The following is a 26,273-nucleotide window of genomic DNA, read 5'->3' as shown; positions in this document are numbered from 1 at the left end:
AGAGAACGCCGATGGCTGAGATCGTCATCAAGCAGGTGGCAAAACGTTTCGGCGGCTTCACCGCGCTGCATTCGATCGACCTGACCATCGCCGACCAGGAATTCATGGTGCTGCTTGGCGCCTCGGGCTGCGGCAAGACCACGCTGCTGAGGATCGTCGCCGGGCTGGAAACGCCAAGCCAGGGCGAGGTCTGGATCGGCGGCCGTCGCGTCGACCATCTGCCGCCGCGCGAGCGCGGCATCGCCATGGTGTTCCAGAACTACGCGGTCTTTCCGCACCTGACGGTATTCGAGAACATCGCCTTCGGCCTGCGCATGAAGAAGCTGCCGCAGCAGGAGGTCGACGGGCGCGTCAACCGCACCGCGGAGCTCATGCATATCGAGCATCTTTTGAAGCGCTATTCGGGCCAGCTTTCCGGCGGCCAGCGCCAGCGTGTGGCCGTCGCCCGCGCGCTCGCCATGGAGCCCGATGTGATCCTGATGGACGAGCCGCTGTCGAACCTCGACGCGCTGCTCAGGCTCGAAATGCGCGCCGAGCTCAAGGGCGTGCTGGCGGCGTCCAAGACCACCACCATCTACGTTACCCACGACCAGGTCGAGGCGATGAGCCTCGCCGACCGCATCGCCGTCATGCATCAGGGCCGTATCGTCCAGGCCGCCTCGCCGGTAGAGGTCTACCGCAATCCGGCGGCCCGCTTCGTCGGCTCCTTCATCGGCAACCCGCCGATGAATTTCATCCCGGCGACGAAGACGGCGAACGGCAGCTGGACCGTCGCCGGCCTGAGGCTGCCCGGCCCCAAATCGGACAAGCAGACGATAGAGTTCGCCATTCGCCCCGAGGATGTGGACGCCGGCAACGAAGGTATTAACGCCACCGTGCGTGTCGTCGAGCCGCTCGGACCGCACACGCTGGTCACTTGCGATGTCGAGGGCGGCCTGTTTCGCGCCATCCTCGAATCGAACGCCACGGTCGCGGTCGGCGATCATCTTCGGCTTGCTCCCAAACCCGACCGCATCCGCTGGTTCGATCCCGAAACCACGAACTCCCTTTGATTCCTCCTTCGATCCTGAAAGCACGAACGCCTCAATGATATCTCTTGCCATTGACGAAACCATCGCCCGCGCCGTCGAGGTGCTCAGGGAAAACGACCAAGGCACCTACACCATACCGACTAAAGGCCTCTACCCGTTCCAGTGGAATTGGGATTCCTGCCTGACCGCCCTCGGTCTTGCCCACTATGACGAGGCCCGAGCCTGGACCGAGATCGACACGCTGTTCGCTCACCAGTGGCCGGACGGCATGGTGCCGCACATCGTCTTCCATGTCTGGAGCGACGGCTATTTCCCCGGGCCGGAGGTCTGGCGAACGGACCGCCCGACCGCCACCTCGGGCATCACCCAGCCGGCAGTCGCCGGCTTTGCCGTGCGCCGCTTGTTCGACCGGGCCAAGGACAAGAAACTGGCGGCCGAGCGCGCCCGCGCGCTGCTGCCGAAGATCGACGCCTGGCACCGCTGGTTCTACGAAAATCGCGACCCGAACGGCGAAGGGCTCGTCGCCATAATTCACCCATGGGAGTCCGGCCGCGACAACTCGATCGACTGGGACGAGGCGTTCGAGCGCGTGCCGACCGAAGGCGTCGAGCCCTACACCCGCCGCGACATCCTGCACGCCGACCCTGCGCATCGACCGACCAGGGCCCAGTACGATCGCTATATCTGGCTGCTGCAGCATTTCCGCGGACTTGGTTGGGACAACACCCGGCTGCACGATGCCTCGCCCTTCCAGGTCGTCGATCCCGGCTTCAACGCCATCCTGATCCGTTCCGCCGCCGACCTTGCCGATCTCGCCGATACACTTGGCGAAACTGAAATCGCAGAAGCCAATCGCGCCGGTGCCGAAAAGGGGCTTTCGACGATGGAACGGCTGTGGAGCGACACACATGGCCAGTACATTTGTTTCGACCGAGTGGCCGGAAAGCTCGTGGACAGCGCGTCGGTCGGCGGCACTCTGCCGGTGTTTTCGGCCATTCCGGAAAGCCGGGCAGCGGCCATCGCTGCAACGATCGAGCGCATCGCCGGCAAAGCGCGTTACATCGTCCCCTCGCACGATCCTGGCGATGGACGCTTCGACCCAAAGCGCTACTGGCGCGGCCCGGTCTGGCTGGTGGTCAATTACATGATCGCCGACGGCCTTGCCGCCGCCGGCCACAGCCAAATCGCACAACGGATCACGCAATCCAGTCTCGACCTGATCGCCGAGAGCGGTTTTGCCGAATATTACGGTCCCCTCAGCGGCGAGCCGCTCGGCGGCAATCGGTTCACCTGGACCGCGGCGATGGTGATCGAGTTCCTGAAGGCTCGAGGCTGACGGCCGGTCGCGATTGGCAGTCCCGCAAGGTTTGACAACCAGCAGTCCGTGTCTATCGTCGGCCTTTTCCAGGAGCGGCGCATGATGACAACATCCGTGAGCGCTCTGTCCCCGCTGACCGCCGAGCTTCTGTCGCGGCTGGAAAAGCGGCTGGACAGATCAGCGATTGTCTCGGCTGAGGAGGCCGGACCACGCTACCGGGAAGATCCCGACGGCAAGGACAGCGCGCCGCCGGCGATCGTCTTGCGTCCACGCACGACCGGCGAGGTGTCGGACATTCTGCGCCTGTGCAACGAGGCCAGGCAGAGGCTCGTCGTCCAGGGTGGCCGCACCGGTCTTGCGGGCGCGGCGCGCATCCAGCCCGGCGAGGCGGTGCTGTCGCTGGAGCGCATGACGGCGGTCGCGGCGCCCGACCGCGAGGCGGCGACGATCGTCGCCGAGGCCGGCGCGCCGCTGCAAATGGTGCAGGACGCGGCCGATGCGGCCGGCTTGCTTTTCGGCGTCGACATCGGCGCGCGCGGCACGGCCACCGTCGGCGGCAATGTCGCCACCAATGCCGGCGGCATCCGCGTGCTGCGCTACGGCATGTACCGGGCGCAGGTGCTTGGGCTGGAGGCGGTGCTTGCCGACGGCAGTGTGCTCACGTCGCTCAAGGGCTTGCCAAAGGACAATTCCGGCTATGACCTCAACCAGCTCTTCATCGGCAGCGAAGGCACGCTCGGGGTAGTCACGCGCGCCTGCCTGCGGCTGCATCCCAAACCTGCCACCGAGGTCAATGCCTTCTGCGCACTTCCATCGCTCGATGCGGCGATTGCGCTGCTTGCGCAGCTCCGGCAGAAGCTTGGGCCGTTGCTCTCGGCCTATGAGGTGAACCTCGCGCCGCTCTACGGCGCCATGGTCGCCGGCATGGATGCGCCGGCGCCGCTGCCCGTCGGCTCGCCCGTCTATGTGCTGGCCGAGATACAGGGCAACGAGCCGGACCGCGACGGCGACCGCTTCGCCGCGGTGCTGATGCAGGCGGTCGAGGACGACGTGATCGACGACGTCGTCGTCTCGCAATCGCCGCGCGAATTCCGGGCGCTCTGGGCGGTGCGCGAAGAGGCCAACCGTTTCCTGTTTTCGATGGCAGGCCTGATCGGCGTCGATATCAGCATCCCGCTGGCGAAAATGGCGACTTTTCTGCGCGAAACGGAAGCCGCTATCAAAGCCGTCGACCCGAGCGCCGACATCTACGTCTTCGGCCATCTCGGCGACGGCAATCTGCACTACCAGGTCCGCACCGTGGATCCGGCGGCCGCATACGGGATCATCTACCGGGGTGTGGCGGCGGCTGGCGGCGGCGTCTCGGCCGAGCATGGCATCGGCCTCGACAAGAAGGAATGGCTGCATCTGGTGCGCAGCGACGCCGAGATCGCGGCCATGCGCCGCCTGAAAGCAGCCTTCGACCCGAACAACATCCTCAATGCCGGGCGCATCTTCGACCTCGCGCCGGGCTGAAATCGAAGGCACGTAGCGCTGGCCGGGCGCTGTCTCTACCTGGTCGCGGCCTTCAATTCCGCATGCGCAACCGCGATGCGGGCAGCAAGCGCGGCGTTGTTGCGGACAAGCGCGATGTTGGCCTTCAGGCTGCGGCCTTGTGAAAGCTCGTTGATGCGGGCGAGCAGAAACGGCGTCAGTTCCTTGCGCCCGATGCCGCGCTTCTCGGCCTCAGCCACGGCCGCTGCGATCGTGCCGTCGATGAACGCCGGATCTAGCGCGTCCGCTTCGGGAATCGGGTTGGCGACGAGAATGCCGGTGCCGGATTGCATCTCGTCATGCAGCAGCATGGCTCGCGCGACCTCGTCGGGGGTATCGAGGCGATGGTCGGCCTTGAGCCCGCTGGAGCGGGTGTAGAAAGCCGGAAAATCATCGCTCCCATAGGCGATGACCGGCACGCGCTGAGTTTCCAGATATTCCAGCGTCTTCGCAATATCGAGTATCGACTTAACCCCGGCGCAGACGACGGTCGTGCCGGTCTGGCCGAGTTCGGTCAGGTCAGCGGAAATATCGAAAGTGGCTTCGGCACCGCGATGCACGCCACCGACGCCGCCGGTCGCAAAAATACCGATCCCGGCTAAAGCGGCAATCCGCATCGTCGCCGAGACAGTGGTTCCGGCCGAGCCGCCGCGCACCATGATTGCGGCGAGATCGCGCCCGGAAGCCTTGACCACGCCCTTTGCCGCTGCCAGCTCTTCCAGTTCACGGTCGTCGAGGCCAACCTTGATCTTGCCGGCGACCACTGCGATCGTGGCGGGCACGGCGCCGTTTTCACGCACCACGGTCTCGACACCACGGGCAGTTTCCAGATTGGCCGGATATGGCATGCCGTGGGTGATAATCGTCGATTCCAATGCCACCACCGCGCGGCCTTTATTAAGCGCAGCAGCGACTTCATCGTTCAAATGGACAAGGGAAGGTTTCATATCATCTCGCTTTCAGGCAGGAATGCGGTACATGCCGGCGGCAAGGAAGCGCGGCGACAGATCGGGGTGGACGCTGGATTCGCTCTCGGTGGTCAGTGTGGCAAGCAGCGCGCCGGTGCGCACGGCATGAGCGACCGGCTCACCCGAAAGCACCTTGTACAGGGTGCCGGCGATCATCGCGTCGCCGGCGCCGGTGATGTCGACGGGCTGGGCCGGGACGGAGCGCATGGCCGTCACACCGCTCTCGGTCGCAACGGCAAATCCATGCGCGCCTGCGGTCACGATCACTTCGGCGGCGCCGGCCGCGCGCAGCCCCGCTGCTGCTCCCTCCGGCGTCAGCCGCTTGTCGGCATCCGTCACGCCGAGCATCGCATTGGCTTCGTCATGATTGGTGAACAGAAGATCGATGCCGGTCAGGTCCTTCGACAGGCGCGCCGATTTCGGCGACGATACCGTGTCGACTGCGAGCTTGAAGCGCGCACCGTGCTTGCGCGAGATCAGCGCTGCGATGGTCGCGGCCGGCAGGTTGCAGTCGATGAACACCCATGTCGCCGAAGCCAGATGCGGCCAGAAACGGTCGAGATAGGACGGCAAAAACAGATCGAAGATCTCCATGTCGGCGATGCCGAGCACGAGATCGTTGTTGCGGTCGAGGATGGCCGCGTATTCGGCCGTCGGCCGCTCCGTGGTGGTGATGACCTGGCTGACATCGGCGCCGAAGTCACGCAAATGCCGCACCAGCGCGCGGCCGGTTTCATCCTCGCCGACGATCGAGACGAAGCTTATGTCGACACCGAGGCGGGCAAGGTTTTCGGCGACGTTGCGGGCAACCCCGCCGAAGCTGCGATAGCCGTCGACCGGGTTCGATGTCTCGAAGATCAGATCCTTCTTGGCGTGGTATTTGCGGTCGAGCACCGCGCCGCCGATGCAGACCATACGTTTGGACGCCGGCAAGACATAGCCGCGGCCGAGAATGTAGCCCTTGTTGATGAGTTGCACGATGTGGGCGGCGACCGTCGAGCGGGCAATGCCGAGCGCGGTTGCAATATCCTGCTGGCCGGCGAACGGATTCGCCGCAATGAGGTCGAGAACCGCTTGCTCTTGTGCTCCAAGGTCGTCCATCGTCTCACCTGGCCCGCCAATTCGAGGCTGAACTCGATGTATGAAACAACAGATGATCTTGTCAACATTGGTTTGCCATGGCCGCGTTTGACCAATCGGCGCCCGCGGCTCTGCCGGCCGGAGAACGTGTGAGCGCATTGAACAAAGCTACTTCGGAGGACGAAACTCGCTCTTGTCGACGTGCAGCATCAGGGAGGAACAGAGGCCTTAACGCCACGCCGAAGACTGCTAAGTCTTCAGCACCGAGACGGCCAATTCGCTGTTGTGGACATATTCATTGGCGTCAGGCTGCTTCTGCACAAGCAGGATGAACAGCAGGTCGGTTAGCGTCAGTTGTGCATCACGCGCGGTTATCGATGAAGAGCGCGCGCGCTCTTCATCGGCGATCGTGTGGAGGCGAATGTCGGCAACCCGGCTCAGCGGATTGTCGCGAAGTCCCGTGACGGCGATAACGGTGGTGCCGCGTTTATGTGCGAGTTCAGCTATCCGCAGGGTTTCGATGCTCGCCCCGGAATAGGAGAGCGCGAATAACGCGTCGCCTCGTCCAAGCGTCGAGACATTGGCCATTTGCACATGGCTGTCGCTGTCGTGCAGCACGTTGCGGCCGAGCTTCATCAGCTTGTATGAGAAATCGCGCGCCACCAGAGAGGATGCGCCGACGCCTGCCAAATGAATGCGGCGCGCACCGATCAACGCTTCGAGGGCCTTGCCGATTTCATGCTCGGTGTTGGCCGCGACCGTCTGTTGCATCGACAAAAGCTTGCTGCCGATCAGCTTGCGCAGGATGACCAGATAGCTGTCGCCGACCTCGATCGAACCGTGGATCATGCCGGCCGGCACGTGCCATTCCTGCGACTTGGCCTCGCTGACGGCGAGCTTGAGCTCCTGATAGCTGGAATAGCCGAGCTTCTGGCTGAACTTGACGACGCTCGACTGGCTGCGGCCGATCTCGGCGGCAAGCGCCGCCGTCGACAGGCGCAGCATCTGGTCGGGATTATCGACGATATACCGACCGATCTCGCGGTCACCGGGCGCCATGATTTCGAGCTTGGCCTCGATTTTCTTCAGGATGGACATGCGTTCACCTGTTGCCAGTCACGGACAATGCCAAGCCATGGAATAAATTATTCCGTCTCTGATTGACAGCGAAGAATGAACCATCAAATCTCTACCGGTGCGGATGTGGCCCAGCCTTCGGGCATGTCGACGATTCGGCCATGAAAGATCGTAGACACACCGACAGCTCGGGATTAGGTCAGAGCCATGGACAAATTGCGGATCGTCGGCGGGCACAGGCTTGAGGGCGCGGTGACGATCTCCGGCGCCAAGAACGCGGCCTTGCCGCAAATAGCGGCGGCGTTGCTCAGCCCTTATCCGCTGCAACTGACCAACCTGCCTGCGGTGACCGACGTCGAAAACATGCTTGGCGTCGTCAGGCTCCACGGCGCCCAGGTCACCAGATCGACACACGCCGCAACGATCAACACCAGTGCTGCCGTCTCCAAGGAGACAACCTACGATACCGTAAGGCGTATGCGCGCGACAGTGCTGGTGCTCGGCCCGCTGCTTGCCCGCTTCGGCCACGCCAGGGTTTCGCTGCCCGGCGGCTGCGCGATCGGCGCACGGCCGGTCGACATGCATGTCGCCGCACTTGCCGCACTTGGCGCCGACATTGCGATCGAAAACGGGCTGATCGTCGCGTCCGCGCCGAGCGGACTGAAAGGTGCGCGTATCGTTTTGAGCTCACCATCAGTCGGCGCGACCGAAACGGCGATGATGGCAGCGACGACTGCAAAGGGCGAAACCGAGATCCTCAATGCGGCGCGCGAACCGGAGGTGGCCGACCTTGCCGCCTGCTTGAACGCCATGGGCGCGCGGATCGAGGGCGCCGGCACGCACCGTATCCTGATAGAGGGCGGCACAGGCTGGCGCGTCGCCACGCACGACATCATCCCGGACCGGATAGAGGCCGGCACCTATGCCGTCGCGGCGGCTATCACCGGCGGTCAGCTCGAGCTGACCCACGCGCGGCTCGAGCACATGGCATCCGTCGTCCAGCTGCTCGAAACAGCCGGTGTGAAAATCTGGCCGGGCGACCGCGGGCTGATCGTATCGAGAGACGGGCCGCTCAAAGCCGTCGATGTGACGACGGAGCCCTATCCGAGCTTTCCGACCGATCTCCAAGCGCAGTTCATGGCGTTGATGTGCTGTGCCGAGGGCGCTTCGCTGTTGCGTGAGACGATCTTCGAGAACCGCTTCATGCATGTGCCTGAACTGATGCGGCTCGGCGCCAACATCAAGCTGCAAGGCACCATGGCGCTGGTGCGCGGAGGCGAGAAGCTGAAGGGCGCGCAAGTGATGGCCACCGACCTGCGCGCCTCCGTCTCGCTGGTGCTGGCAGCGCTGGTGTCTCAGGGCGAGACGACGATCAACCGCGTCTATCATCTCGATCGCGGCTATGAGCAGCTGGACCGCAAGCTCCGGCTTTGCGGCGCCCAGATCGAGCGGATAAGTGGATGAGTGCCGGCGCGGCGTCTTCGCATTATTTCCTGGGCGTCGATGGCGGCGGAACCGGCTGTCGGGCGCGTATCGAAGACGAGGCGGGAACCGTGCTCGGGCAAGGTCTCTCAGGTCCGGCGGCAACGCGGCTCGGCATAGAGGCGGCCTGGGCCTCCGTTGCCAAAGCCTTTGGTGCTGCGATCAAAGAGGCAGGGTTCACGGCGACGAAAATCGCCAGGATCCGTGCCGGCGTCGGTCTTGCCGGCATCGGCCGCAAGGGGTCGCTTGAGGCGTTTCGTGCGATCTCCCATCCCTTTGCAAGTCTCGACTTCGTCAGCGACGGCGTCGCGGCTTGCCTGGGCGCGCATTCGGGCCAGGACGGCGCCATCGTCATAGCCGGGACCGGTTCGATCGGGCTCGGCTTTGTCGAAGGGCGCGACCTGCGTGTCGGCGGCTACGGTTTTCCGATTTCCGACGAGGGAAGCGGCGCCGATCTAGGGTTGAAAGCGGTACAGTTCGCCTTGCGCGCCCATGACGGCCGGCACGAGCGGACCGCGCTGCTGGCCGAGGTGATGCAGCGCTTCAAGGACGACCCGTTCGAGGCGGTGGCCTGGATGGACCGCGCCAGCGCGACGGACTATGCCGCCATGGCGCCGATGGTGATCCGCCACGCCGACCAGGGCGATCCGGCCGGTCGGCGGATCGTGCAAGGCGCTGCCGAGCAGATCGACACCTTCGTGCGGGTGCTGTTCGAAAAAGGCGCGCCGCGGGTTACGTTGCTCGGAGGGTTGTCCAGCCCGCTTGAGCCATGGCTTGCTCCCGACGTCCGCCGACGGCTGAAGCCGGCCGACGGCGATGCGGTTTCGGGAGCCATAATCCTGGCCAGAAAGTCGCTTTGCGGCGAGTAACGCGCTACTCAAAGTGGAATATTTTATTCCTGCAATCCGTTGACACCGGGAATACCAAATTCTAAAAAGTTAACTAAGCAGAAACAAGACAGCCGGTCGCCTGCCCGGCACGGCATCGCGTTCCCGCTCACGGCAGATTGAAAGTAAGCAAGTGGTCGAACACGGGTTGATGTCGGAGTTGGAGCGGCTGGTTTCCGAGGACCGCAACCCGAGAACCATCGACATCGACCTGTTGCCGACCATCGAGGTGCTGCGCAAGATCAATGACGAAGATAAAGGCGTTGCGGCCGCCGTCGAGAAGGTCATTCCTGAGATTGCTGCTGCCGTGGACCGGATCGTCAGCGCGTTCCAGAAGGGTGCGCGCCTTGTCTATCTGGGCGCTGGCACCAGCGGCCGGCTCGGCGTCCTCGACGCCTCGGAATGTCCACCGACCTTCGGCGTACCCGAGGACATGGTGGTGGGCCTGATCGCCGGCGGCGACGACGCGCTGGTGCGCTCCGCGGAAGGCGCCGAGGATGACCCGAAACAGGGTGTAAAGGCATTGCAGGACATCAAGCTGACCGCCGACGATGTGGTGGTCGGCATCGCTGTCAGCGGGCGCACGCCCTACGTCATCGGCGGCCTGACCTATGCCAAGCAGGTGGGAGCGACCACTGTGGCGCTGTCCTGCAATCCGCGATCGACCATTGCCGGCATAGCCGACATTGCCATCTCTCCGGTGGTCGGCCCGGAGGTTCTCACCGGCTCGACTCGACTGAAATCGGGAACCGCGCAAAAGCTGGTGCTCAACATGCTGTCTACCGCCAGCATGATCCGCATCGGCAAGAGCTATCAGAACCTGATGGTTGACCTCAATCCAAGCAACAAGAAGCTTGTCGCCAGGGCGGTCAGGATCGTGATGCAGACGACCGGCTGCGCGGCACAGCAGGCACGACAGGCACTCGACCAGACCGGCAACGATGTAAAACTGGCAATCTTGGTGACGATCACCGGCATGGGCGTCGAAGAAGCACGTAAGACGCTTGCCAACGCGGGAGGTTTCCTGCGCAAGGCGATAGGCGAAAAGACGGTGTAAGACCGCATCGACACTGGGCCGATGTTCTGGGGCGTGTGTCCCTTTGAAGCGGTCCGGCGAACTGCAAGGCATCAGGTTTAACAATAATGGGAGACGACAATGGTACGGCACATTGGCAAGAAACTGCTTTCCGGCATGGCCCTCGCGGCAATGGTTGGCATCGCCGCGCTACCGGCGCAGGCGAGTGCGGCGACGCTGCATATGGCGTGGTCGCAGGACGCCACCGGTCTTGATCCGCACAAGCAGACGGCATTCTCCTCACTGCGGCTGCTGGAACTCATCTATGAGCCACTGGTGCGGCTCGACGCAAACCTGCAAATCACGCCCGCGATTGCCGATTCATGGCAGTTCTCGCCGGACGGCAAGGAGCTGAGTTTCAAACTCAATCCGAAAGCAAAATTCCAGAACGGCGCCGCCGTGACCTCGGCCGATGTCAAGGCATCGTTCGAGCGCATACTCGACGAGAAGACCGGCGCGGCCGCGCGTGCCAACTTTCTCTCGATCGCCAGCATCGACACACCCGATCCAGCCACCGTCGTGTTCCACCTCTCGCAGCCGGATGTGCCGATCCTGACGGCGATGAGCGACGTCAACGCCGCGATCGTCCCGGCAAGCGAAATCACGGCCGGCTCGATCGGCACGATGACGATCGGCTCGGGTCCGTTCAAGTTGGAAAAGTGGGATCCGAATTCCAAGGAAGTGCTCGTCGCCAACAAGGATTGGGCGGGCGGCATGACCGGCGTCGACGGCATCGAGATCAGCGTGCTGCCGGACGAGACGGCGATCCTGGCGGCGATGCGCAGCAAGCAGATCGATTTTGCCCTGCTCAACGATCCGCTTGTCGCCACCCTTGTGCCCAAGGAAGCCAGTCTGCAGTTGAACCGTGTGCCGGTGCTTGCCTATCACGTGCTGCAGCTCAATCCTTCCCGCAAGCCGATGACCGAACTCAAGGTGCGTCAGGCGATTTCCTGCGCCATCGACCGGCAGGAAGTGCTGGACACCGCCTCGCTCGGTGAAGGCAAAGTCACCGGCCCGCTGACTATCCCGGCCCTGGCGACCGATCCGAGCCAGTTGTTCTGCTATAAGCGCGACGTCGAGAAAGCCAAGCAGCTGATGGCCGAAGCGGGCTACGCCGACGGCTTTTCGGCGACCGTGATCGGCGCCACCGGCGAGCCGCCGACGGCAGCGGCGGAAGCCCAGGTCATCCAGTCGCAACTCGCAGAAATCGGCGTCAAGCTCGACATCAAAATGATGGAGCTCAACGTCTATGTCGATGCCTGGCTGAAGGGCGATTTCGACATGGCCATCGCCCTGAACGGCGGCAGGGCCGATCCCTACACTATGTACAACCGTTACTGGACCAAGACGGGCAATCTGCAGAAGGTCGCGAACTATATCGACGATACACTGGACAGTCTGATGCAGAAGGGCCGCAGCGAGACCGACCCGGCAGCGCGCAAAGCGATCTTCGCCGACTTCGAGAAGCACATCACTGAGATGTCGCCCTGGATCTGGCTCTACACGTCCTACAGCTACACGGCACAGCAGAAAAATATCGCAGGATTCGAACCGGTGCCGACAGGTTCGCTGTTCAGCCTCGCCAAGGTGACGATCCAATAGCTGCTTTGGTGCCGGACGAGAGGGTATTCTTCGCGTGAACTATCTGATGCGGCGACTGGCAACCTTCCCTCTCGTCCTGCTTGGCGTGTCCATCGTCGTGTTCCTGGCGATCAGGATGGTTCCGGGCGATTCGATCACGGCAATGCTGGGGACCGAAGCCGGCCTGCTGACGCCGCAGCAGCGCGATGCGCTTGCAGCTTATTTCGGCATCGACCAGCCTTGGTTCATCCAGTACTGGCGCTGGCTGCTTGGTCTTTTCCAAGGTAATCTCGGCATTTCGTCCACCTATGGCAGGCCGGTGCTCGACGTCATCCTCGAGCGTTTCCCGCTAACGTTGGAGCTCGCCCTGCTTTCGATGGTCATCGCCCTGGTTGTCGGCATGCCGGCCGGGATTTTTGCCGCCACCCATAATGAAAAGCTGTCCGACCTCGGCGTGCGCGTTGTCGCAATGATCGGGCAGTCGACGCCGAACTTTGTCCTTGCCCTGCTGATCATCTACACACTGTCGGCGGGGTTCGGCGTTTTGCCGGCGATGGGCGAGTTTTCGCCGCTGTGGCAGGATCCGCTGCGCAATCTCGGCCAACTGTTGCTGCCTGCGGTCACGCTTGGATTTGCCTTCGCGGCTTCGGTGACCCGCATATCGCGTTCGGCGATGCTCGATGTGCTCTGCGACGACTATGTCAGGACGGCGCGCAGCAAAGGCGTTTCGGCGCGCGGCGTCATCTGGCGGCATGCTTTGCCCAACGCGCTCATCCCGGTCGTGACGCTGAGCGGCATAGAGTTCGGCTATCTGCTGGGCGGGGCAGTCATCGTCGAGCAGATATTTGCGCTGCCCGGTCTCGGCCGTATGGTGCTGGATGCCATCCTGCAGCGCGACTACGCGCTGGTGCAGGGAAGCGTGCTGTTCATCGCCTTCAACTTCATGATCGTCAATCTCCTCGTCGACCTCGCCTATGTCGCGCTCGACCCGCGTATCCGGCTAAGCGAGCACTGATGGCGACATTGCGGGCTATATTTGCGCATCCCAGCGGCCGCATCGGCGGTGCCATCGTTGCGCTTTATCTGCTGCTTGCCGTGCTTGGCATGCTGGGGCTGACGCCGCACAATCCGCTGACGCAGCACCGGGTCGAGCGACTGCATGCGCCTGACGGCACCTACTGGATGGGCACGGACCTTTTCGGCCGCGATGTCGCAAGTCGGCTGATGACCGGGATCGGCCAGTCCTTCATCGTGGCCTTCCTTTCGGTCGCCTTCGCGACACTGGCCGGCATCGTGCTCGGGCTGGCGGCAGCCTGGTTCGGGCGCCGCTGGGACGGCCTGGTGATGCGCATCATGGACGTTGTGCTGGCGTTCCCGGCGATCCTGCTGGCGCTGCTGATCGTCGCGGTTGCTGGACCGGGAACCTCGACCAGCGTCATTGCCATCGCCATCGTCTACACGCCGATCTTCACGCGCGTCGTGCGAGGTCCGGCTCTGTCGCTCAAGGCGCGCGAGTTCGTCGACGCGGCCCGCACGTTCGGCAGCAGTGCGGGCTATATCGTAACACGGCATCTGCTGCTCAATCTGGTGGCGCCACTGACGGTTCAGGTGACGCTGGCGCTGGCCTGGGCACTGCTGACCGAGGCCGGCTTAAGCTTCCTCGGGCTAGGCACGCAGCCGCCCGCCGCGTCGCTCGGTCTGATGCTGAGCGACAGCCGCAATCTGATGGAGACAGCTCCCTGGCTGATGATCTTCCCGGGCGTGGCGATCATGATCAGCATCCTCGGTTTCAACCTGCTCGGCGATGCGTTGCGTGATGTCCTCGACCCGAAGATGCGGAGATCGATCGCATGATCCCGCTGCTGTCCGTCAGCGGATTGCGCGTCGGCTTCGGCCGCAACCCGAAAGCCAATGAGGTCGTGCGCGGCGTCAGCTTCGATCTCGCCGACGGCGAGACATTGGCAATCGTCGGCGAAAGCGGCTCGGGCAAATCGGTCACGGCGCTGTCGATCAATCGCCTTGTCGATTATGGCGGCGGCCGCATCACCGCGGGCTCGATCAAGCTGAAGCGGGTCGACAACAGCATTTTCGACCTGACCGCCGCGGACGAGCCGCAACTGACGAAGATCCGCGGCGGTGAAATCGGCATGATCTTCCAGGAGCCGATGAGCTCGCTCAATCCGGTGCTGACCATCGGCAGGCAGATCGAGGAATCGTTTCGCCTGCATCGCGGCCTGACCGGCCGGCGGGCGACGGCGGCGGCCAAGGACGCGCTCGACCGCGTGCGTATTCCCGACGCTGCACGGCGACTGAAATACACGCCCAACCAGCTTTCGGGCGGCATGTTGCAGCGGGTGATGATCGCCATGGCGCTCGCTTGCAACCCGCGCCTGCTCATTGCCGACGAACCAACGACGGCGCTGGATGTTACGGTGCAGGCGCAGATCATGGCGCTGCTCGCCGAGTTGAAGCAGGAAACCGGGATGTCGATGATCTTCATCACCCACGACATCGGTCTGGTTGCAGGCATCGCTGACAAGGTCATGGTGATGCAAAGCGGAGAAGCTGTCGAGCAGGGCGCGCTGAACCAGATATTGGACAATCCGCAGCATCCCTATACGCGGCATCTGCTTCATGCGGTGCCGCATTTCGCCGGCGGCAGTGCCGCACGCAAGGACGTGCGACGCGAAACGCAAAAAGCTGCCGAGCCGGCGCTGACGGTCAATGGCCTCGTGGTGCGGTTTCCGGTCAAGGCTGGGTTTTTCAGCCGCGTCAGCGGTGCCGTGCACGCAGTGGACGGGGTGGATTTCGAGCTAATGCCGGGCGAGACATTGGCGGTCGTCGGCGAGAGCGGTTCCGGAAAGTCCACCACCGCCCGCGCGATTCTGGGGCTGGTGCGCCCGACGCACGGCACGATCTCGGGCAGCGCGCGCAAGGCCGTCGCCGGGCAGAGCGCCCTTCCCGTGCAGATGGTGTTCCAGAATCCCTATGGCTCGCTCAATCCCAGACTCACCATCGAAAGCATCCTCGCAGAGCCGGTGATCGCTACCGGCGGACGGATAACTGCTGAAATGCGGGCGAAAATGGCCGCGCTGTTGAAACGGGTCGGCCTTCCGGAAAACAGCCTGCAGCGCTATCCGCACGAATTCTCCGGCGGCCAGCGGCAACGCCTGTGCATCGCTCGCGCGCTGATGCTCAATCCTTCGGTTGTCGTCCTCGACGAAGCGGTTTCGGCGCTCGATGTGTCGGTGCAGGCCAGGGTGCTGGAGCTTTTGATCGAGCTGCAGCGTGAATTCGGGCTGGCCTATCTGTTCATCTCGCATGACATGGCTGTCGTCGAGCGGATCGCCCATCGCATCGCGGTCATCTATGCCGGCCAGATCGTCGAGATCGGCGATGCCAGATCGGTGCTCTCGGAGCCGAAGCACTCCTATACCAAACAGCTTATCGCGGCCGTTCCCTCCATAGACCGGCGCCATGAACGTTTCGAGCTGGACACGCGCCAGGTCCCCTCGCTCGTGCGTCCGCTGGGATTTGAGCCAGGCCCGGCCAACTGGCAGCAATTCGGGCCGGATCATAGAGCGAGGGTGGACGTGTGATGACTATCACCCGAAAGCATGCAGAGTCAGACGGACAGCCTCCTCGCTGCCTTTCAGACGGAGCCGCAATTGATCGACCATGATCTCTTCGACCGCGCATTCGCCCCGCTCGAAGCGGCCGTGGCTGCGTCGCGCATTCCGGGCGGCGTGCTCGGCGTGGTCGACCGGGACGGTCAACGCATCGTCCGGGCAATCGGCTCGGCCCAAGTCGTGCCGAAGATACGGCCGATGCATATCGAAACATGGTTCGATCTGGCGTCGCTGACCAAAGTCATCTTCACCACGCCGCGTATCCTTGCACTGGCGGAGGAAGGCGTCATCGACCTCGACGCGCCGCTGATTTCGGTCCTGCCCGACCTTCGCCAATATGACGAAAAAGCCTGGGAACGGAAGGTGACGTTTCGCCAGTGTCTCGGTCATCAGACGCCGTTTCCCGCCGTCGCGCCGATCTACACCTATGGCCGCGATCCCGAACTGCTGCGCGCCTTCATCCTGCAGCGCGAATGGCAGGTCGGGGAGCCGGTCTATTCCGATGTCAACTTCATTCTGCTCGGCTTCGTCCTGGAGCGCCTGTCCGGCAAGACCATTCGCGACATGGATCCCGGTCCGGGCTTCGCGTTCTCCACCGAACCGGATCGCGCGGCGGCCACGGAAGACTGCACATGGCGCCATCGTGTTCTCTGCGGCGAGGTCCACGACGACAATTGCTCGGCATTGCAAGGGGCCGGTCACGCCGGGCTGTTCGGAACGGCGGCCGCGATCCTCGATTTTGCGCTAGGGCTGCTGGACGGGAGCGGCGCATCCGAGCGTTCAATAGCGCTGATGCGCACGCCCGTGTCGGCAACCCGCACCCATGGCTGGGAGCGGCCTTACGAAGGCTGGTCCGGCGGCCGGCTGTGCAGCCCCGGCACAATTGGCCATACCGGCTTCACCGGCACCGGGCTTTGGGTCGACTTCGACAAAGGCAGAGCATGGACCTTGCTCACCAACCGGATCCATCCGACACGTCATTTCAACAGCGGGATCGCAGCGCTAAGGCAATCGATCGGCGATCTCGTCAACGGAGCCTGACAAGCATGATTGCGAAAAATGGCGAACCAATGTGGGCTGTCGGCCTGATGACCGGCACCGTGCTGGACGGCAATATCGACGTCGCGCTGATCAAGACCGACGGCGAACGGATCGCGGATTTCGGCACCTACACGCTGGCACCCTACCCCAGATCGATCCGCAGCCTGTTGGAGGAGACGTTGCGCCAGGCCAGGATCTGGAATTTCACCGGACCGGAACCGGCGATTTTTCGTGAGGCAGAGGAGGCACTGACGCGCGCCCAATCCGCCGCGGTCATGGATCTTGTCGAAAGTCACGGCCTGACCATGGCCGATATCGGCGTCGTCGGCTTCCATGGCCAGACCGTACTGCACCGTGCCCCGCAAGTGGGCCGACTGGGCCAGACCCGCCAGCTCGGCGACGGCGAGCTGATGCATGCCATCCTGGGCACCAAAGTCGCCTATGACTTCCGCTCGGCCGACATGCGCGCCGGCGGCCAGGGTGCGCCGCTCTCGGCCGCCTATCACGCTGCGCTGCTGCGCGAAGCAGACGCCAGCGGCGACACGGCGGTGCTTAATCTCGGCGGCGTCGCCAACATCACCTGGTGGGACGGCACGGACAATATTGTTGCCTTCGACACCGGGCCCGCCAACGCACCGCTGAACGACTTCATCAAATCGAAGGGTCTTGGCGAAATGGACCGCGACGGCGCGCTGGCCCGCGCCGGGACGATCGACGAGTCACGGCTGGCCAAGCTCCTGCAGCACCCGTATTTGACCAAGCCTTACCCGAAATCGCTGGACCGTTTCGATTTCGACGCCTCGATGGCGGACGGGATGAATGCCGAGGATGGCGCAGCACTGCTGACGGCCTTCACCGCGGCCGCAGTCGGCAAAGCGCTCGATCTTCTGCCGCGCCGGCCGAAGCGGCTGGTGGTCAGCGGCGGCGGGCGCCACAATCCAACGATCATGGCCATGCTTGCCAGCCGCGCCGGTGTCGAGGCCGTGCCGGCTGAGGCGATGGGCTGGAAGGGCGATGCGGTGGAGGCGGAGTGTTTTGCCTTCCTGGCAGTGCGTGTGCTTAGGGGCTTGCCGATCAGCTTCCCCAGCACGACCGGCGCGCCGCAGGCGATGCGCGGAGGGCGGCTCGCCGGCTAGTCGTGCTTCAGGTTCTTCTGTAAGAAGATGCGGCTGCGGCCAATGGGAAAGTCGGCGAGCGCACCGAACGGCCGGTAGCCGTGGCGCTCATAGGCCTTGGCCGCCTTGGGATTGAACGTGTCGATCCAGGCGCCGTGACAGTCGCGCGCGATCGCCTCCCTCTCGGCCGCCTCGAGCATCCTGCCGGCCATGCCGTGGCCGCGCAGTTTTTCATCGACCCAGAGCCATTGCACATAGAGCCAGCCCCAGGCGGTGTATCCCGAGATGCCGGCGACAATAACGCCGTGCTCATCGCGCACGAACACGGCCAATGCCTTCCTGCGGGAGGCGCCGACATCGCTGTCGTTGAACGCAGCAAGCCGCTCTCCGAGAAAAGCCAGCTCGTGCGGCAAGGGATCGGCGGTTGTCTCAAGCGTTGTATTGTCCATCCACCAAGCATCTATCGATGGACGGGGCCGAGACGCAAGCCTTGCTGCGCTATGGCTTCGGCGAACGCCACGCCGCTGCCACAGCAGCGATCAGCATGAGCAGGGCTGCAACCACCGCCGACGTCGCAAAACCGAATGTGGAATAAAGCGGTCCGAACGCCGTGGTGCCGACGAACACCGCGAGATAGGTCACCGCGCTGTTCAAGCCCATGATCGTGCCGCGCCGCGCAGGATCGAGCGCGGACAGGCGCATTACCAGGACGTTCAGGCCGAAATGATTGGCAAGGCCCCAGACGGCTATCATCGCTATAGTCAGATGGAAACTACTGCTCGCCGCGGCAATCGCGACATAGACGGCCGCGACGAGCAGGTAGGCAAATGGCATGATACGCCGCGCGCCCAGGCGGTCGATAACGCCGTCAAGAAGTGCCGCCGCACCAAATCCGGCGCCATAAGCGAGCGCGGCCAGCCCGTTGGCGCTGACCGGCCGTCCCAAGCCATTGTGAAGGTGATCGCCAAGATAGCCATAGACACCGTAGAACGCGGTCATGAATGCGGCGCAGGCAACCAGAAGCGGCACTATGCCGGGGACGCTCAAGGCGCCCAGCGGCGTCGGCGCCGGGCCGCTCTTCCTGACATCGCTCAGCGACGTCAGCGTCAGGCTTGCCAATGCGAGTGCTGAGAGCACCGCGACCGCCGCGAAAACAGCGCGCCAATGCAGCAGGTCGGCAAGTACGGCCGATAGCGAAACCCCGGCGATCATGCTCAGCGTCCAGCCGGTCAGCACGACGCCTATGGTGCCGCTTTCGCGGCCGGGCGGTGCAATCGCGGCGGAGCTGGCGTAGATTGCCGGCATGGCGACACCTGCAGCGATGCCGGCGAGAAGCTGGGCCGCAACCAGCGCCGTCACCGTCGGCGCAGCAGCGCTGGCGACGAGCGCTATCGCCAGCAGCAGCAGCGCTCCTTGCAGCATGCGGCGGGCACCAAGCCGGTCGATATAGCGCGCCAGGAACAAGGCGCTCGCCGACGTACCGAGCCCGAACGCGGCGGACGCGATCATAACCGCCGGCACGCTTGTGCCGAAGGACGCGGCCACCGCCGGTGCGATCGGACCGAGCACCAGCGAGTTCGAGCCGATCACGGCAATGCATCCGGTGAAGAGGTAAGCGAGCGCCGGGATAGGCGGCCTTGCCGTAAATGTTGCGACTTGATCACTGTTCGACATATGGCGATAATGGCCGTATTAAATTCTGCATCAACAGGGAATTTCATTATGGATGAAGAAACAGATGGCATTCCGCAGAACAGGCCTGCCGCCCGCGATATCGATGCAATCGACCGAAAAATATTAGGCGTTCTGGTCGACGACGCCACGATCAGCTATGCCGAGCTCGGCGATCGGGTCGGCCTTTCACCGCCGGCAGCCCATGAACGCGTCAAGCGCCTGCGGCGCAGCGGCGCCATCCGCAACACCGCGATCATCATCGATCCAAAAGCGGTGCACAAGCCGCTGCTTGCCTTCGTCCATATCGACACCAAGGGGTGGGGCAAGACGCCGGAGCTGATGGCAATCTCCGAACACCCCGAAGTCGAGGAAATTCATTCGGTGGCCGGCGACACATGCATGCTGATCAAGGTCCGCACCGAGGACACGCGGGCACTCGAAGGCCTGTTGTCGCGCCTCTACGAAACGCCCGGTGTCACCTCGACCCGAAGCTATGTGGTCCTGTCGACCTATCTCGAGCGGCCGGTGCAGCCGGGGATAACGACGGAATGGCCGACCCCCCGGCACATGGCCAAGCCGCTTTATTAGCTCATACGATTCTCACGCGTATCCAAAGTCGAACCGGAAACGTCTTAGGCACTGCATCCTGTGGTCATCCGTCGGGCCGGTTCGTTTGCGCCGGTTCTTGGATCCGACGGGATGCCTGTTGCGCAACCGGAGACACGCGATGAGAAAATTAATCGTAGGCAGCTTCATTTCGCTGGACGGCGTCATCGAAGCACCAATGGAATGGGCCTCGCCCTTCTTCGACGAGGAGATGAAGGAACACTCCTATGAAAAGGCCGGCGAGGCGGATTTTTTCCTGCTCGGCCGCATCACCTATGAAATGTTTTCGGCGCGTTGGCCGCAGGTCAAAGGCAGCAAGTACATGGACCGCATGAACGGGCTGAACAAGCTCGTCGCTTCGCGCAGCCTCAAGGAAGTGAGCTGGAACGCGTCGCTGATCGAAGGCGACGTCGCTGCCGAAATCGCCAGGATCAAGCAGCAAACCGGCGGCAACATATTGAAGTATGGAGTGAGCAATCTCGACCAGACGCTGCTCGCCAACAGGCTTGTCGACGAGTATCAACTCTCGATCGTGCCGACCCGCGTCGGGCATGGCAAACGCGCTTTCCAGGATGTCGACCCGTCCCTGGTCAAGCTGGAGCTTATAGATACGCACCGTTTCAAGAACGGCGTGATCACGCTGACCTACGTCCCGCTGTGATCCGCGGCCGAATCGAATGCCAATGAAGATGCAGCCAAGACTTGACCCGACCGGGCTTTTCGACGTCCGCTACGCCGGCTTCCTGGAGACAGTCGCGCATTTGCGTGGACGGCTGCACCGCTACTGTGCACGCATGACCGGTTCGACGCTCGACGCCGACGACGTGATGCAAGAGGCGCTGTTCGAGGCATATCGGAAGATCGAGAAGCTGGACGATGCGAGTGCTCTTCGCCCCTGGCTGTTTCGCATTGCACATAATCGCTGCATCGATTTCCTGCGAAGCCGGCAGGTGCGTCAGCATGCGGAGGCCAATTTTGTCGAAGACGAGATCATCCTGCCGGTCGAGCCGGCGGGCAAGGGCGCGGATCGCGCGATCGAACGGCTGGTGATCCACCTGCCGCCCAAGGAACGCGCCTGCGTCCTGCTCAAGGACGTCTTCGACTATTCGCTGGAAGAGATTACCGATCTCGTCGGCTCGACCGTGGGTGGCGTCAAGGCCGCGTTGAGCCGTGGCCGCTCCAAATTGGCCGCCTTGTCAGGCGAGCCAATCGTGCGTTCGGAGCCCCAACGCGATCCGGAACTTCTGGAATTGCTCAGCCGCTATGTCGAACTGTTCAACCGTCGCGACTGGGACGGGGTTCGGGCGTTGACCAGCGCCGACGCACAATTGCGGGTCGCGGATTGCTTCAAGGGCAGGCTGTCGGAATCACCTTACTTCGTTGAATATGAAAGAGCCTCGACGGCCTGGAAAATGGCGATTGGCATGATCGATGGCGAGGCGGTGCTGCTCGTGCTCCGCCATGGCGAAGACGGTTGGAGGCCGGCCCATCCGGTTCGGATCGAAGCCGCTGGCGGGACCATAAATCGCATCACCGATTACTATGCCTGCCCCTGGATCATGCCGACGGCTGGTGCGGTGGTCGTTTCCAGGCCGGCATAACCAGCAACAGGATATGCAACCGTCCGGCATCGACCTCAATGAAATGGGATCGATGCCGGACGGGGCATGGACGCTTACTGAAGCTTCGCCTGCAAGGCGTTGACGTCATCCGTCGTCATTTCCCCGTCGGTCGTCACCTTGCCGTCGACGATCTTCCAGAGCCGGAACGGGCCGGTGATGTCGCCGTACTTATCGAAGGCGACCGGCCCGATGACGCCTTCGTAGCGGATCGGCTTGCCCTCCTTGATCAGGCCGAGCGCCTTGGCGAACTCGTCCTTGCCGGCATAGATCGGCGTACCGGCCGGATCGACCGCCTTGTACATCGCGTCCTTGATCTTGGCCGGATCCTCGGAGCCGGCAATCGCGATAGCCAAGCCGACGATGGCACCGGCATCATAGGATCGGTCGGCCGCCGGGTTCGACGGCTCAATGCCCGAAAATTCCTTGTAGTTCTTGGTGAAATATTCGGTCGATGCGGTCGGGCTGGTGCCGGAGGAAGTGCCATAGGCATCCTTCAAATAGTCGGCGCCGACGGATTCGATGAAATCCGGGCTGTTCATGCCGTCATTGAGCAGGAATTTCTGGACGCCGCCCTGCGAAATCCAGGTACGGGCGATGGTTGCGCCATCGACAGGCGTGCTGACGAGGTAAAGCCCGTCCGGCTCGCCGGCCATGGCCGCGGTCACTTCAGAGGCATAGCTCGACTGCTTTTCATTGTAGGGCGTGTCGGAGACGATGGTGCCGCCGAGCGCCTTATAGGCACGCGAGAATTCCGCCACCATGTTGACGCCGAAGTCGTTGTTGACGTGGATGACCGACAGCTTCTTGAAGCCCTTGTCGATGGCATAGTTGGCGGCGGCGACGCCCTGCAGAGCGTCCGAGGTGATGGTGCGGAAGAAGATGCCGTTGGTCTTGCCGTCGCGCCCGAGCGCCGTCAGCGTCGGCGACGACGAAGCCGGCGACACCTGGACGATCTTGGCCGGCGCGGTGACCGAAGTCAGGATCGGGATCGACACCGAGGAGATGATGCCGCCTATGATGACCGGCACCTTCTTGACCTGCACGAGCTGGGTTGCGGCGTCGACCGCAATGTTGCCCTGGCTCTGGCTGTCGCGGGTGTCGGTCGCGAGATCGCAGCCGCGCACGCCGCCGGCATCGTTGATATCGCGGAAGGCCATTTCGACCGATTTGGCGCCGGCCTGGCCATATTCGCCGGCCGGGCCGGTCAGTTCCATGACGAGGCCGACCGTGATCTTGCAGTCGGCGGCCTGCGCTGCACCGGCCGCTGTCACCAGAGCCAGCGCAGTGGTGATCTGAAGTATGGTCTTTGTCATTGTTGTTCCCCTTTCGTTACACGACTCTCATTCACGTCTTGAGCCTGTTCAGCCTTCCGGCACCTGCAGCCAGGTTTCATGCAGATGTCGCCATTCGACGCCGTTAGGCGCCGATGAACTGGTGGTGAAAACGGCACTCGAGCGGCGGCGGCTGTGCTTGCCGGCACGTTGCTGTGCCTCGACATAGCAGACGACGATCGTGTCGCCGGCCTGCCAGCCGGCCCGGATATCCTCGATCGAGACGGTGAAACCGCCGTCACAGCTGGCGCGGCTTGCGCCGACATGGTCAAGCACAGCATCGCGATCGAGGACCTGGCCATCCGGCGCAACCATCTGGAAGCCTTCGCCCATGACGCTTTCGAAGCGCCTGAAATCTGCATTGTCCGCACTTGCCGCATTGAACCAGTCGACGAAGAAGCGGTGGAGATCGACCACCTCGACGCTGGCGCGGGAAAGCAAGGAGGGGTTTTCGTCCATGGCCGCGTTCATTTCCTGCCTGCATTCAAATTGTAATGCATGATCGAGCCGTGGCGGCCGTGACGGTCGCGTTCCAATGTGTAGACGTCGCCCAGCGGCCCTCGGCTTTGCGCGATTACGGCAGCGATCCTCGCCCGTTCGTCTGCATCGAGCGCGACGTCCATGATTCTGGCATTGGCAAGGGCGTGCGCCTGGTTGCGGGCGCCGACGATGACGGCCGCCACTTGCGGCTGCTCCAGCACCCAGGCGCTGGCGATAGTGGCGATGTCGACACCGCGGTGGTCGGCGACGGCCTTCAGTGTGCGAAGCAACTCCTGGAAAAGCTCCCAGCCGCCGAAATCATCGATGATCAGCTTGTATTTGACCAGCGACCGGTTTTCGAGCGGCGTCTGCGGCTCGGTAACGCCAAGCCATTTTTCGCTAAGGAAGCCGCCCGCCACCGAACCGTAGCAGAGGAAACTGACGCCATGCCGGCTGGCGAGTGCTGCAAGGCTGTTGGCCGGCCGCTGGTCGAGCACCGAGTATTGCAATTGCTGGCTGACCAGCGGCACACCCGCGGCCAGGATCTCGGCCAGCCGCAGCGTGTCGAAGTTCGTGGTGCCGATATTGCGCACCTTGCCTTCCCTGCGGATCTCATCGAGCCAGCCCATCGCATCGACATAGCGGGGCACCGAATAGTCCCACCAATGGAACTGCACAAGATCGAGGCGCTCAGTCTTCAACCGCCGCAGCGACTGGTCGACGATGCTGCTGATGTAGTCGCGGCCGATCGTGGAGAGCCGTTCGAGGTCAGGCACCAGCTTGGTGTGCACCTTCATCTTGGCGGCAGCGTCGAGGCCACGCTCATTGGCGAGGCGCAGGCGCGCCGCACCAATCAGTTCCTCGACCCCGGTATAGATATCGGCGCAATCAAAGGTCCAGATTCCGGCGTCGAACGTGGCGATCAGGTCGCTCACCGCCTGTTGGCGATCGACCGCGCCGTGCCCGCCGGCAAGCTGCCAGCCGCCGCGAATGACGCGCGAGATCGTGTAGCCGGGGCTGAGCTCGAATGCCTTGGCGGTCATCTCTGGTCACTTTCCCTGGGCAGCGGCACCGCCGTGGTTTCGGCATGGCTGAACCGCCGCTTGCCGGTCCTGATGATCCTGAGCCGGCTGGCGCAATTGGGATCTGGACAAGCGATCTCGGCGTCCGATGTCATCCAGTCATTCCTGTGGGTCGGGCGCTGTTTTGCCGCGAGCAGCGGCAGAACGGCTGATATCGAATAGATCGAAAAACCCTGGCCCGCCGGCATCGACAGCATCTCGCCCTTCAGCTCGAAATAGTCGCCGGCCTTGGCACCGCAATAGACTGGCTTGCCCTCAGGGATGACCGCTTCGACACGAAGGTCGAAGAGTTCGAAACTGTCGTCTTGCTCAGCCATTCAGATCTCCACCCGGGTAAAGGTGATGTCGCAGGCGCCGTTGCGGCGGATCACGCCACAAGCGGCTGCGAATTTATCGCGCTGCTCAGGCAGCACCTGCGCGACGACGCTTCCGGCAAGCCAGCCGATCGGGAACAGCAGCCGCGCACCCTGTCCATAAAACAAGCCGATGTCGAAAATAGCATTCGGATTGCCGCCCCACATGCGCGGCGGCACGTAGGACAACACGATGTCGCCCGGCTGCGGCGTCAGCGTTGCATTCTCCGCCGGCAAGGGCCTGGCATAGGTTTGGCCCTCAAGATCGACTGATGGAACCGGGCAGGAAATCTCAGGCCCTGTCCACATCGCATGGATGCCGGCAACAACGCGCGGTTGCTCGAGATAGGCCAGCAGGAAGGCGGCGTTGTCGGGCGCCTTTTCAGGCAACAGCAGTGCGGTCACGGAAAGCTGTGAGCGCGGCTCGGTGATGCTGATGCCAAGCGCCGTCATGCCCTCAATCCTTCCTTGCTTGTGGATTGGAGCTTGTCGCGCAGAAAGGCGAAGGGCCGGCTGATGTCGGCCACCAGCGCCTCACGCGCCGCTTGCGCATCCTGCTTGGCAAGCGCGGCGACGATGCTGCGGTGATAGTGGGCGGTGTCGACCTCGCCGGCGTCGGAAAAGGCGTAGATGGCGACGCGGATACAGGGTCCGGATTGCAGCCAAAGGCTCTCGATCATCGGGATCAGCACGGCGGAACCGCAGCAACGGTAGATCTCGAAATGGAAGCTCTGGTTGAGCGTCGCCTCGCGATCGATATCCTGCTTGTGCTTCAGCGCCCGCATCTCGTCCCATTCGCCGAGCATGGCTTCGACCGAAGCAATCTGGCGCGGGCTCATGCGCGTGGCGGCAAGTGCTATCGCTTCGCCCTCTATGAGGGACCGAGCCCGCAACAGATCGTCGATACGCTCCAGCGTGATCGGCGGCACACGTACCGAACGGTTGGGAAGCGCCTCCAGCGCCTTCTCGGTGATCAGCCGTCCGAGCGCCTCGCGCACCGGCATGGTGCTGGTGACCAGCGCGTCGGCGAGGCCGCGGATGGTCAGAACCTGGCTCGGCTCGAAAAGGCCGCCGATCAAGGCGCGGCGAAGCTCCGAATAGACGCGATCCTGCACGGTCTCGCGGCCGACCGGTGTAAGCTGGGCCGCGATCACCTCATTGTTCTTGTTCTTTTCGACGGCGGCCTTGTGCATTGGCAATTCCGGTCTTGGCCTTTTTCGGCTTGCGGAAGAAATTAAAGCCGAATAGCGTGATCAAAGCAAGTGTGATCACAAATCAAATCATAGGCGACGAAGATCGCTTTCGGCC

The 26,273-nt window shown here is 63.1% G+C and carries 26 protein-coding genes; 15 read left to right on the top strand and 11 right to left on the bottom strand.

What is annotated here, in order from left to right:
* Positions 1-11: 11 nt before the first annotated feature.
* The 3 genes from NKH98_RS13910 (at position 12) to NKH98_RS13900 (ending at position 3,864) form a co-directional block, all read left to right on the top strand.
* Entirely contained in the window at positions 12-1,052 is a 1,041-nt protein-coding gene (locus NKH98_RS13910) for an ABC transporter ATP-binding protein (RefSeq protein ID WP_352899170.1), read from the top strand.
* Positions 1,053-1,086: 34 nt separating this feature from the next.
* Complete coding sequence (locus NKH98_RS13905) at positions 1,087-2,367, top strand: amylo-alpha-1,6-glucosidase (protein WP_352899168.1); 1,281 nt, start codon at positions 1,087-1,089, stop codon at positions 2,365-2,367.
* 81 nt (positions 2,368-2,448) lie between these two features.
* Positions 2,449-3,864, top strand: a complete 1,416-nt coding sequence (locus NKH98_RS13900; protein ID WP_352899166.1) for an FAD-binding oxidoreductase — start codon at positions 2,449-2,451, stop codon at positions 3,862-3,864.
* 35 nt (positions 3,865-3,899) lie between these two features.
* Here the strand turns inward: NKH98_RS13900 and NKH98_RS13895 are convergent, their stop codons facing one another.
* The 3 genes from NKH98_RS13895 to NKH98_RS13885 form a co-directional block, all read right to left on the bottom strand.
* On the bottom strand, positions 3,900-4,829 hold the full coding sequence (locus tag NKH98_RS13895) for a pseudouridine-5'-phosphate glycosidase (RefSeq protein WP_352899164.1): 930 nt from the start codon (positions 4,827-4,829) through the stop codon (positions 3,900-3,902).
* A 12-nt stretch (positions 4,830-4,841) separates the two neighbouring features.
* On the bottom strand, positions 4,842-5,951 hold the full coding sequence (locus NKH98_RS13890; RefSeq protein ID WP_352899162.1) for a carbohydrate kinase: 1,110 nt from the start codon (positions 5,949-5,951) through the stop codon (positions 4,842-4,844).
* Positions 5,952-6,179: 228 nt separating this feature from the next.
* Positions 6,180-7,028: a MurR/RpiR family transcriptional regulator gene (locus NKH98_RS13885; RefSeq protein WP_352899161.1), complete on the bottom strand. Its 849-nt coding sequence runs from the start codon at positions 7,026-7,028 to the stop codon at positions 6,180-6,182.
* Between the two features lie 186 nt (positions 7,029-7,214).
* Between NKH98_RS13885 and murA the strand changes: the two genes are divergently transcribed.
* The 9 genes from murA (at position 7,215) to NKH98_RS13840 (ending at position 17,838) form a co-directional block, all read left to right on the top strand.
* Positions 7,215-8,471 carry a UDP-N-acetylglucosamine 1-carboxyvinyltransferase gene (gene murA, locus NKH98_RS13880; RefSeq protein WP_352899160.1) on the top strand — a complete coding sequence of 419 codons (1,257 nt, stop codon included), beginning with the start codon at positions 7,215-7,217 and terminating at the stop codon, positions 8,469-8,471.
* The gene (locus NKH98_RS13875; RefSeq protein ID WP_352899158.1) at positions 8,468-9,358 is read left to right on the top strand and encodes a glucosamine kinase nucleotide-binding domain-containing protein; all 891 of its coding nucleotides are present in this window, start codon (positions 8,468-8,470) and stop codon (positions 9,356-9,358) included. Before murA ends, NKH98_RS13875 begins: the two co-directional genes overlap by 4 nt.
* Positions 9,359-9,527: 169 nt before the next feature.
* Positions 9,528-10,433 (top strand): N-acetylmuramic acid 6-phosphate etherase, encoded by a 906-nt coding sequence (gene murQ, locus NKH98_RS13870; protein WP_502894253.1) that lies wholly within the window; start codon positions 9,528-9,530, stop codon positions 10,431-10,433.
* Positions 10,434-10,532: 99 nt separating this feature from the next.
* Complete coding sequence (locus NKH98_RS13865; RefSeq protein WP_352899155.1) at positions 10,533-12,053, top strand: ABC transporter substrate-binding protein; 1,521 nt, start codon at positions 10,533-10,535, stop codon at positions 12,051-12,053.
* A 34-nt stretch (positions 12,054-12,087) separates the two neighbouring features.
* Positions 12,088-13,047, top strand: coding sequence for an ABC transporter permease (locus NKH98_RS13860; protein WP_352897783.1), 960 nt, complete (start codon positions 12,088-12,090; stop codon positions 13,045-13,047).
* Positions 13,047-13,886, top strand: a complete 840-nt coding sequence (locus tag NKH98_RS13855; RefSeq protein WP_352897785.1) for an ABC transporter permease — start codon at positions 13,047-13,049, stop codon at positions 13,884-13,886. Before NKH98_RS13860 ends, NKH98_RS13855 begins: the two co-directional genes overlap by 1 nt.
* Entirely contained in the window at positions 13,883-15,631 is a 1,749-nt protein-coding gene (locus NKH98_RS13850) for an ABC transporter ATP-binding protein (RefSeq protein WP_352899154.1), read from the top strand. Before NKH98_RS13855 ends, NKH98_RS13850 begins: the two co-directional genes overlap by 4 nt.
* 69 nt (positions 15,632-15,700) lie before the next feature.
* Positions 15,701-16,702, top strand: a complete 1,002-nt coding sequence (locus NKH98_RS13845) for a serine hydrolase domain-containing protein (protein ID WP_352899152.1) — start codon at positions 15,701-15,703, stop codon at positions 16,700-16,702.
* Positions 16,703-16,707: 5 nt separating this feature from the next.
* Complete coding sequence (locus NKH98_RS13840) at positions 16,708-17,838, top strand: anhydro-N-acetylmuramic acid kinase (RefSeq protein WP_352899150.1); 1,131 nt, start codon at positions 16,708-16,710, stop codon at positions 17,836-17,838.
* Here the strand turns inward: NKH98_RS13840 and NKH98_RS13835 are convergent.
* Both NKH98_RS13835 and NKH98_RS13830 read right to left on the bottom strand, forming a co-directional pair.
* On the bottom strand, positions 17,835-18,266 hold the full coding sequence (locus tag NKH98_RS13835) for a GNAT family N-acetyltransferase (RefSeq protein ID WP_254818745.1): 432 nt from the start codon (positions 18,264-18,266) through the stop codon (positions 17,835-17,837). The two genes, NKH98_RS13840 and NKH98_RS13835, sit on opposite strands and share 4 nt — an antisense overlap.
* Before the next feature lie 49 nt (positions 18,267-18,315).
* The gene (locus tag NKH98_RS13830) at positions 18,316-19,491 is read right to left on the bottom strand and encodes an MFS transporter (RefSeq protein ID WP_352899148.1); all 1,176 of its coding nucleotides are present in this window, start codon (positions 19,489-19,491) and stop codon (positions 18,316-18,318) included.
* Between the two features lie 48 nt (positions 19,492-19,539).
* On the opposite strand from NKH98_RS13830, the gene NKH98_RS13825 reads away from it, so the two are divergent.
* The 3 genes from NKH98_RS13825 to NKH98_RS13815 all read left to right on the top strand — a co-directional run bounded on the left by NKH98_RS13825 (position 19,540) and on the right by NKH98_RS13815 (position 21,698).
* Positions 19,540-20,079, top strand: a complete 540-nt coding sequence (locus NKH98_RS13825; RefSeq protein WP_254818747.1) for an Lrp/AsnC family transcriptional regulator — start codon at positions 19,540-19,542, stop codon at positions 20,077-20,079.
* A 139-nt stretch (positions 20,080-20,218) separates the two neighbouring features.
* Positions 20,219-20,758 carry a dihydrofolate reductase family protein gene (locus NKH98_RS13820; protein WP_352899146.1) on the top strand — a complete coding sequence of 180 codons (540 nt, stop codon included), beginning with the start codon at positions 20,219-20,221 and terminating at the stop codon, positions 20,756-20,758.
* Positions 20,759-20,780: 22 nt separating this feature from the next.
* Positions 20,781-21,698, top strand: a complete 918-nt coding sequence (locus NKH98_RS13815) for a sigma-70 family RNA polymerase sigma factor (protein ID WP_352899145.1) — start codon at positions 20,781-20,783, stop codon at positions 21,696-21,698.
* A 74-nt stretch (positions 21,699-21,772) separates the two neighbouring features.
* Here the strand turns inward: NKH98_RS13815 and NKH98_RS13810 are convergent, their stop codons facing one another.
* From NKH98_RS13810 to NKH98_RS13785, 6 genes are read right to left on the bottom strand one after another with little or no spacing between them, the layout of a single operon-like run.
* Entirely contained in the window at positions 21,773-23,032 is a 1,260-nt protein-coding gene (locus NKH98_RS13810; RefSeq protein WP_352899144.1) for an ABC transporter substrate-binding protein, read from the bottom strand.
* Positions 23,033-23,080: 48 nt separating this feature from the next.
* Positions 23,081-23,509 carry a DUF4440 domain-containing protein gene (locus tag NKH98_RS13805; protein ID WP_352899142.1) on the bottom strand — a complete coding sequence of 143 codons (429 nt, stop codon included), beginning with the start codon at positions 23,507-23,509 and terminating at the stop codon, positions 23,081-23,083.
* An 8-nt stretch (positions 23,510-23,517) separates the two neighbouring features.
* Positions 23,518-24,573, bottom strand: coding sequence for an aldo/keto reductase (locus tag NKH98_RS13800; protein WP_352899139.1), 1,056 nt, complete (start codon positions 24,571-24,573; stop codon positions 23,518-23,520).
* Positions 24,570-24,929, bottom strand: coding sequence for a TIGR04076 family protein (locus NKH98_RS13795; protein ID WP_352801335.1), 360 nt, complete (start codon positions 24,927-24,929; stop codon positions 24,570-24,572). The genes NKH98_RS13800 and NKH98_RS13795 overlap by 4 nt, the downstream gene beginning before the upstream one ends.
* Entirely contained in the window at positions 24,930-25,418 is a 489-nt protein-coding gene (locus NKH98_RS13790) for a DUF3830 family protein (RefSeq protein ID WP_352899137.1), read from the bottom strand. It lies immediately after the preceding gene.
* On the bottom strand, positions 25,415-26,158 hold the full coding sequence (locus NKH98_RS13785; protein WP_352476509.1) for a GntR family transcriptional regulator: 744 nt from the start codon (positions 26,156-26,158) through the stop codon (positions 25,415-25,417). Before NKH98_RS13785 ends, NKH98_RS13790 begins: the two co-directional genes overlap by 4 nt.
* Positions 26,159-26,273: the final 115 nt, after the last annotated feature.

The sequence above is a fragment of the Mesorhizobium sp. M0833 genome, from assembly GCF_040319905.1.
GTDB lineage: Bacteria > Pseudomonadota > Alphaproteobacteria > Rhizobiales > Rhizobiaceae > Mesorhizobium.
The sequence above is the reverse complement of the archived record's forward strand: the minus strand, read 5'-3'. Positions and strand labels throughout refer to the sequence as shown.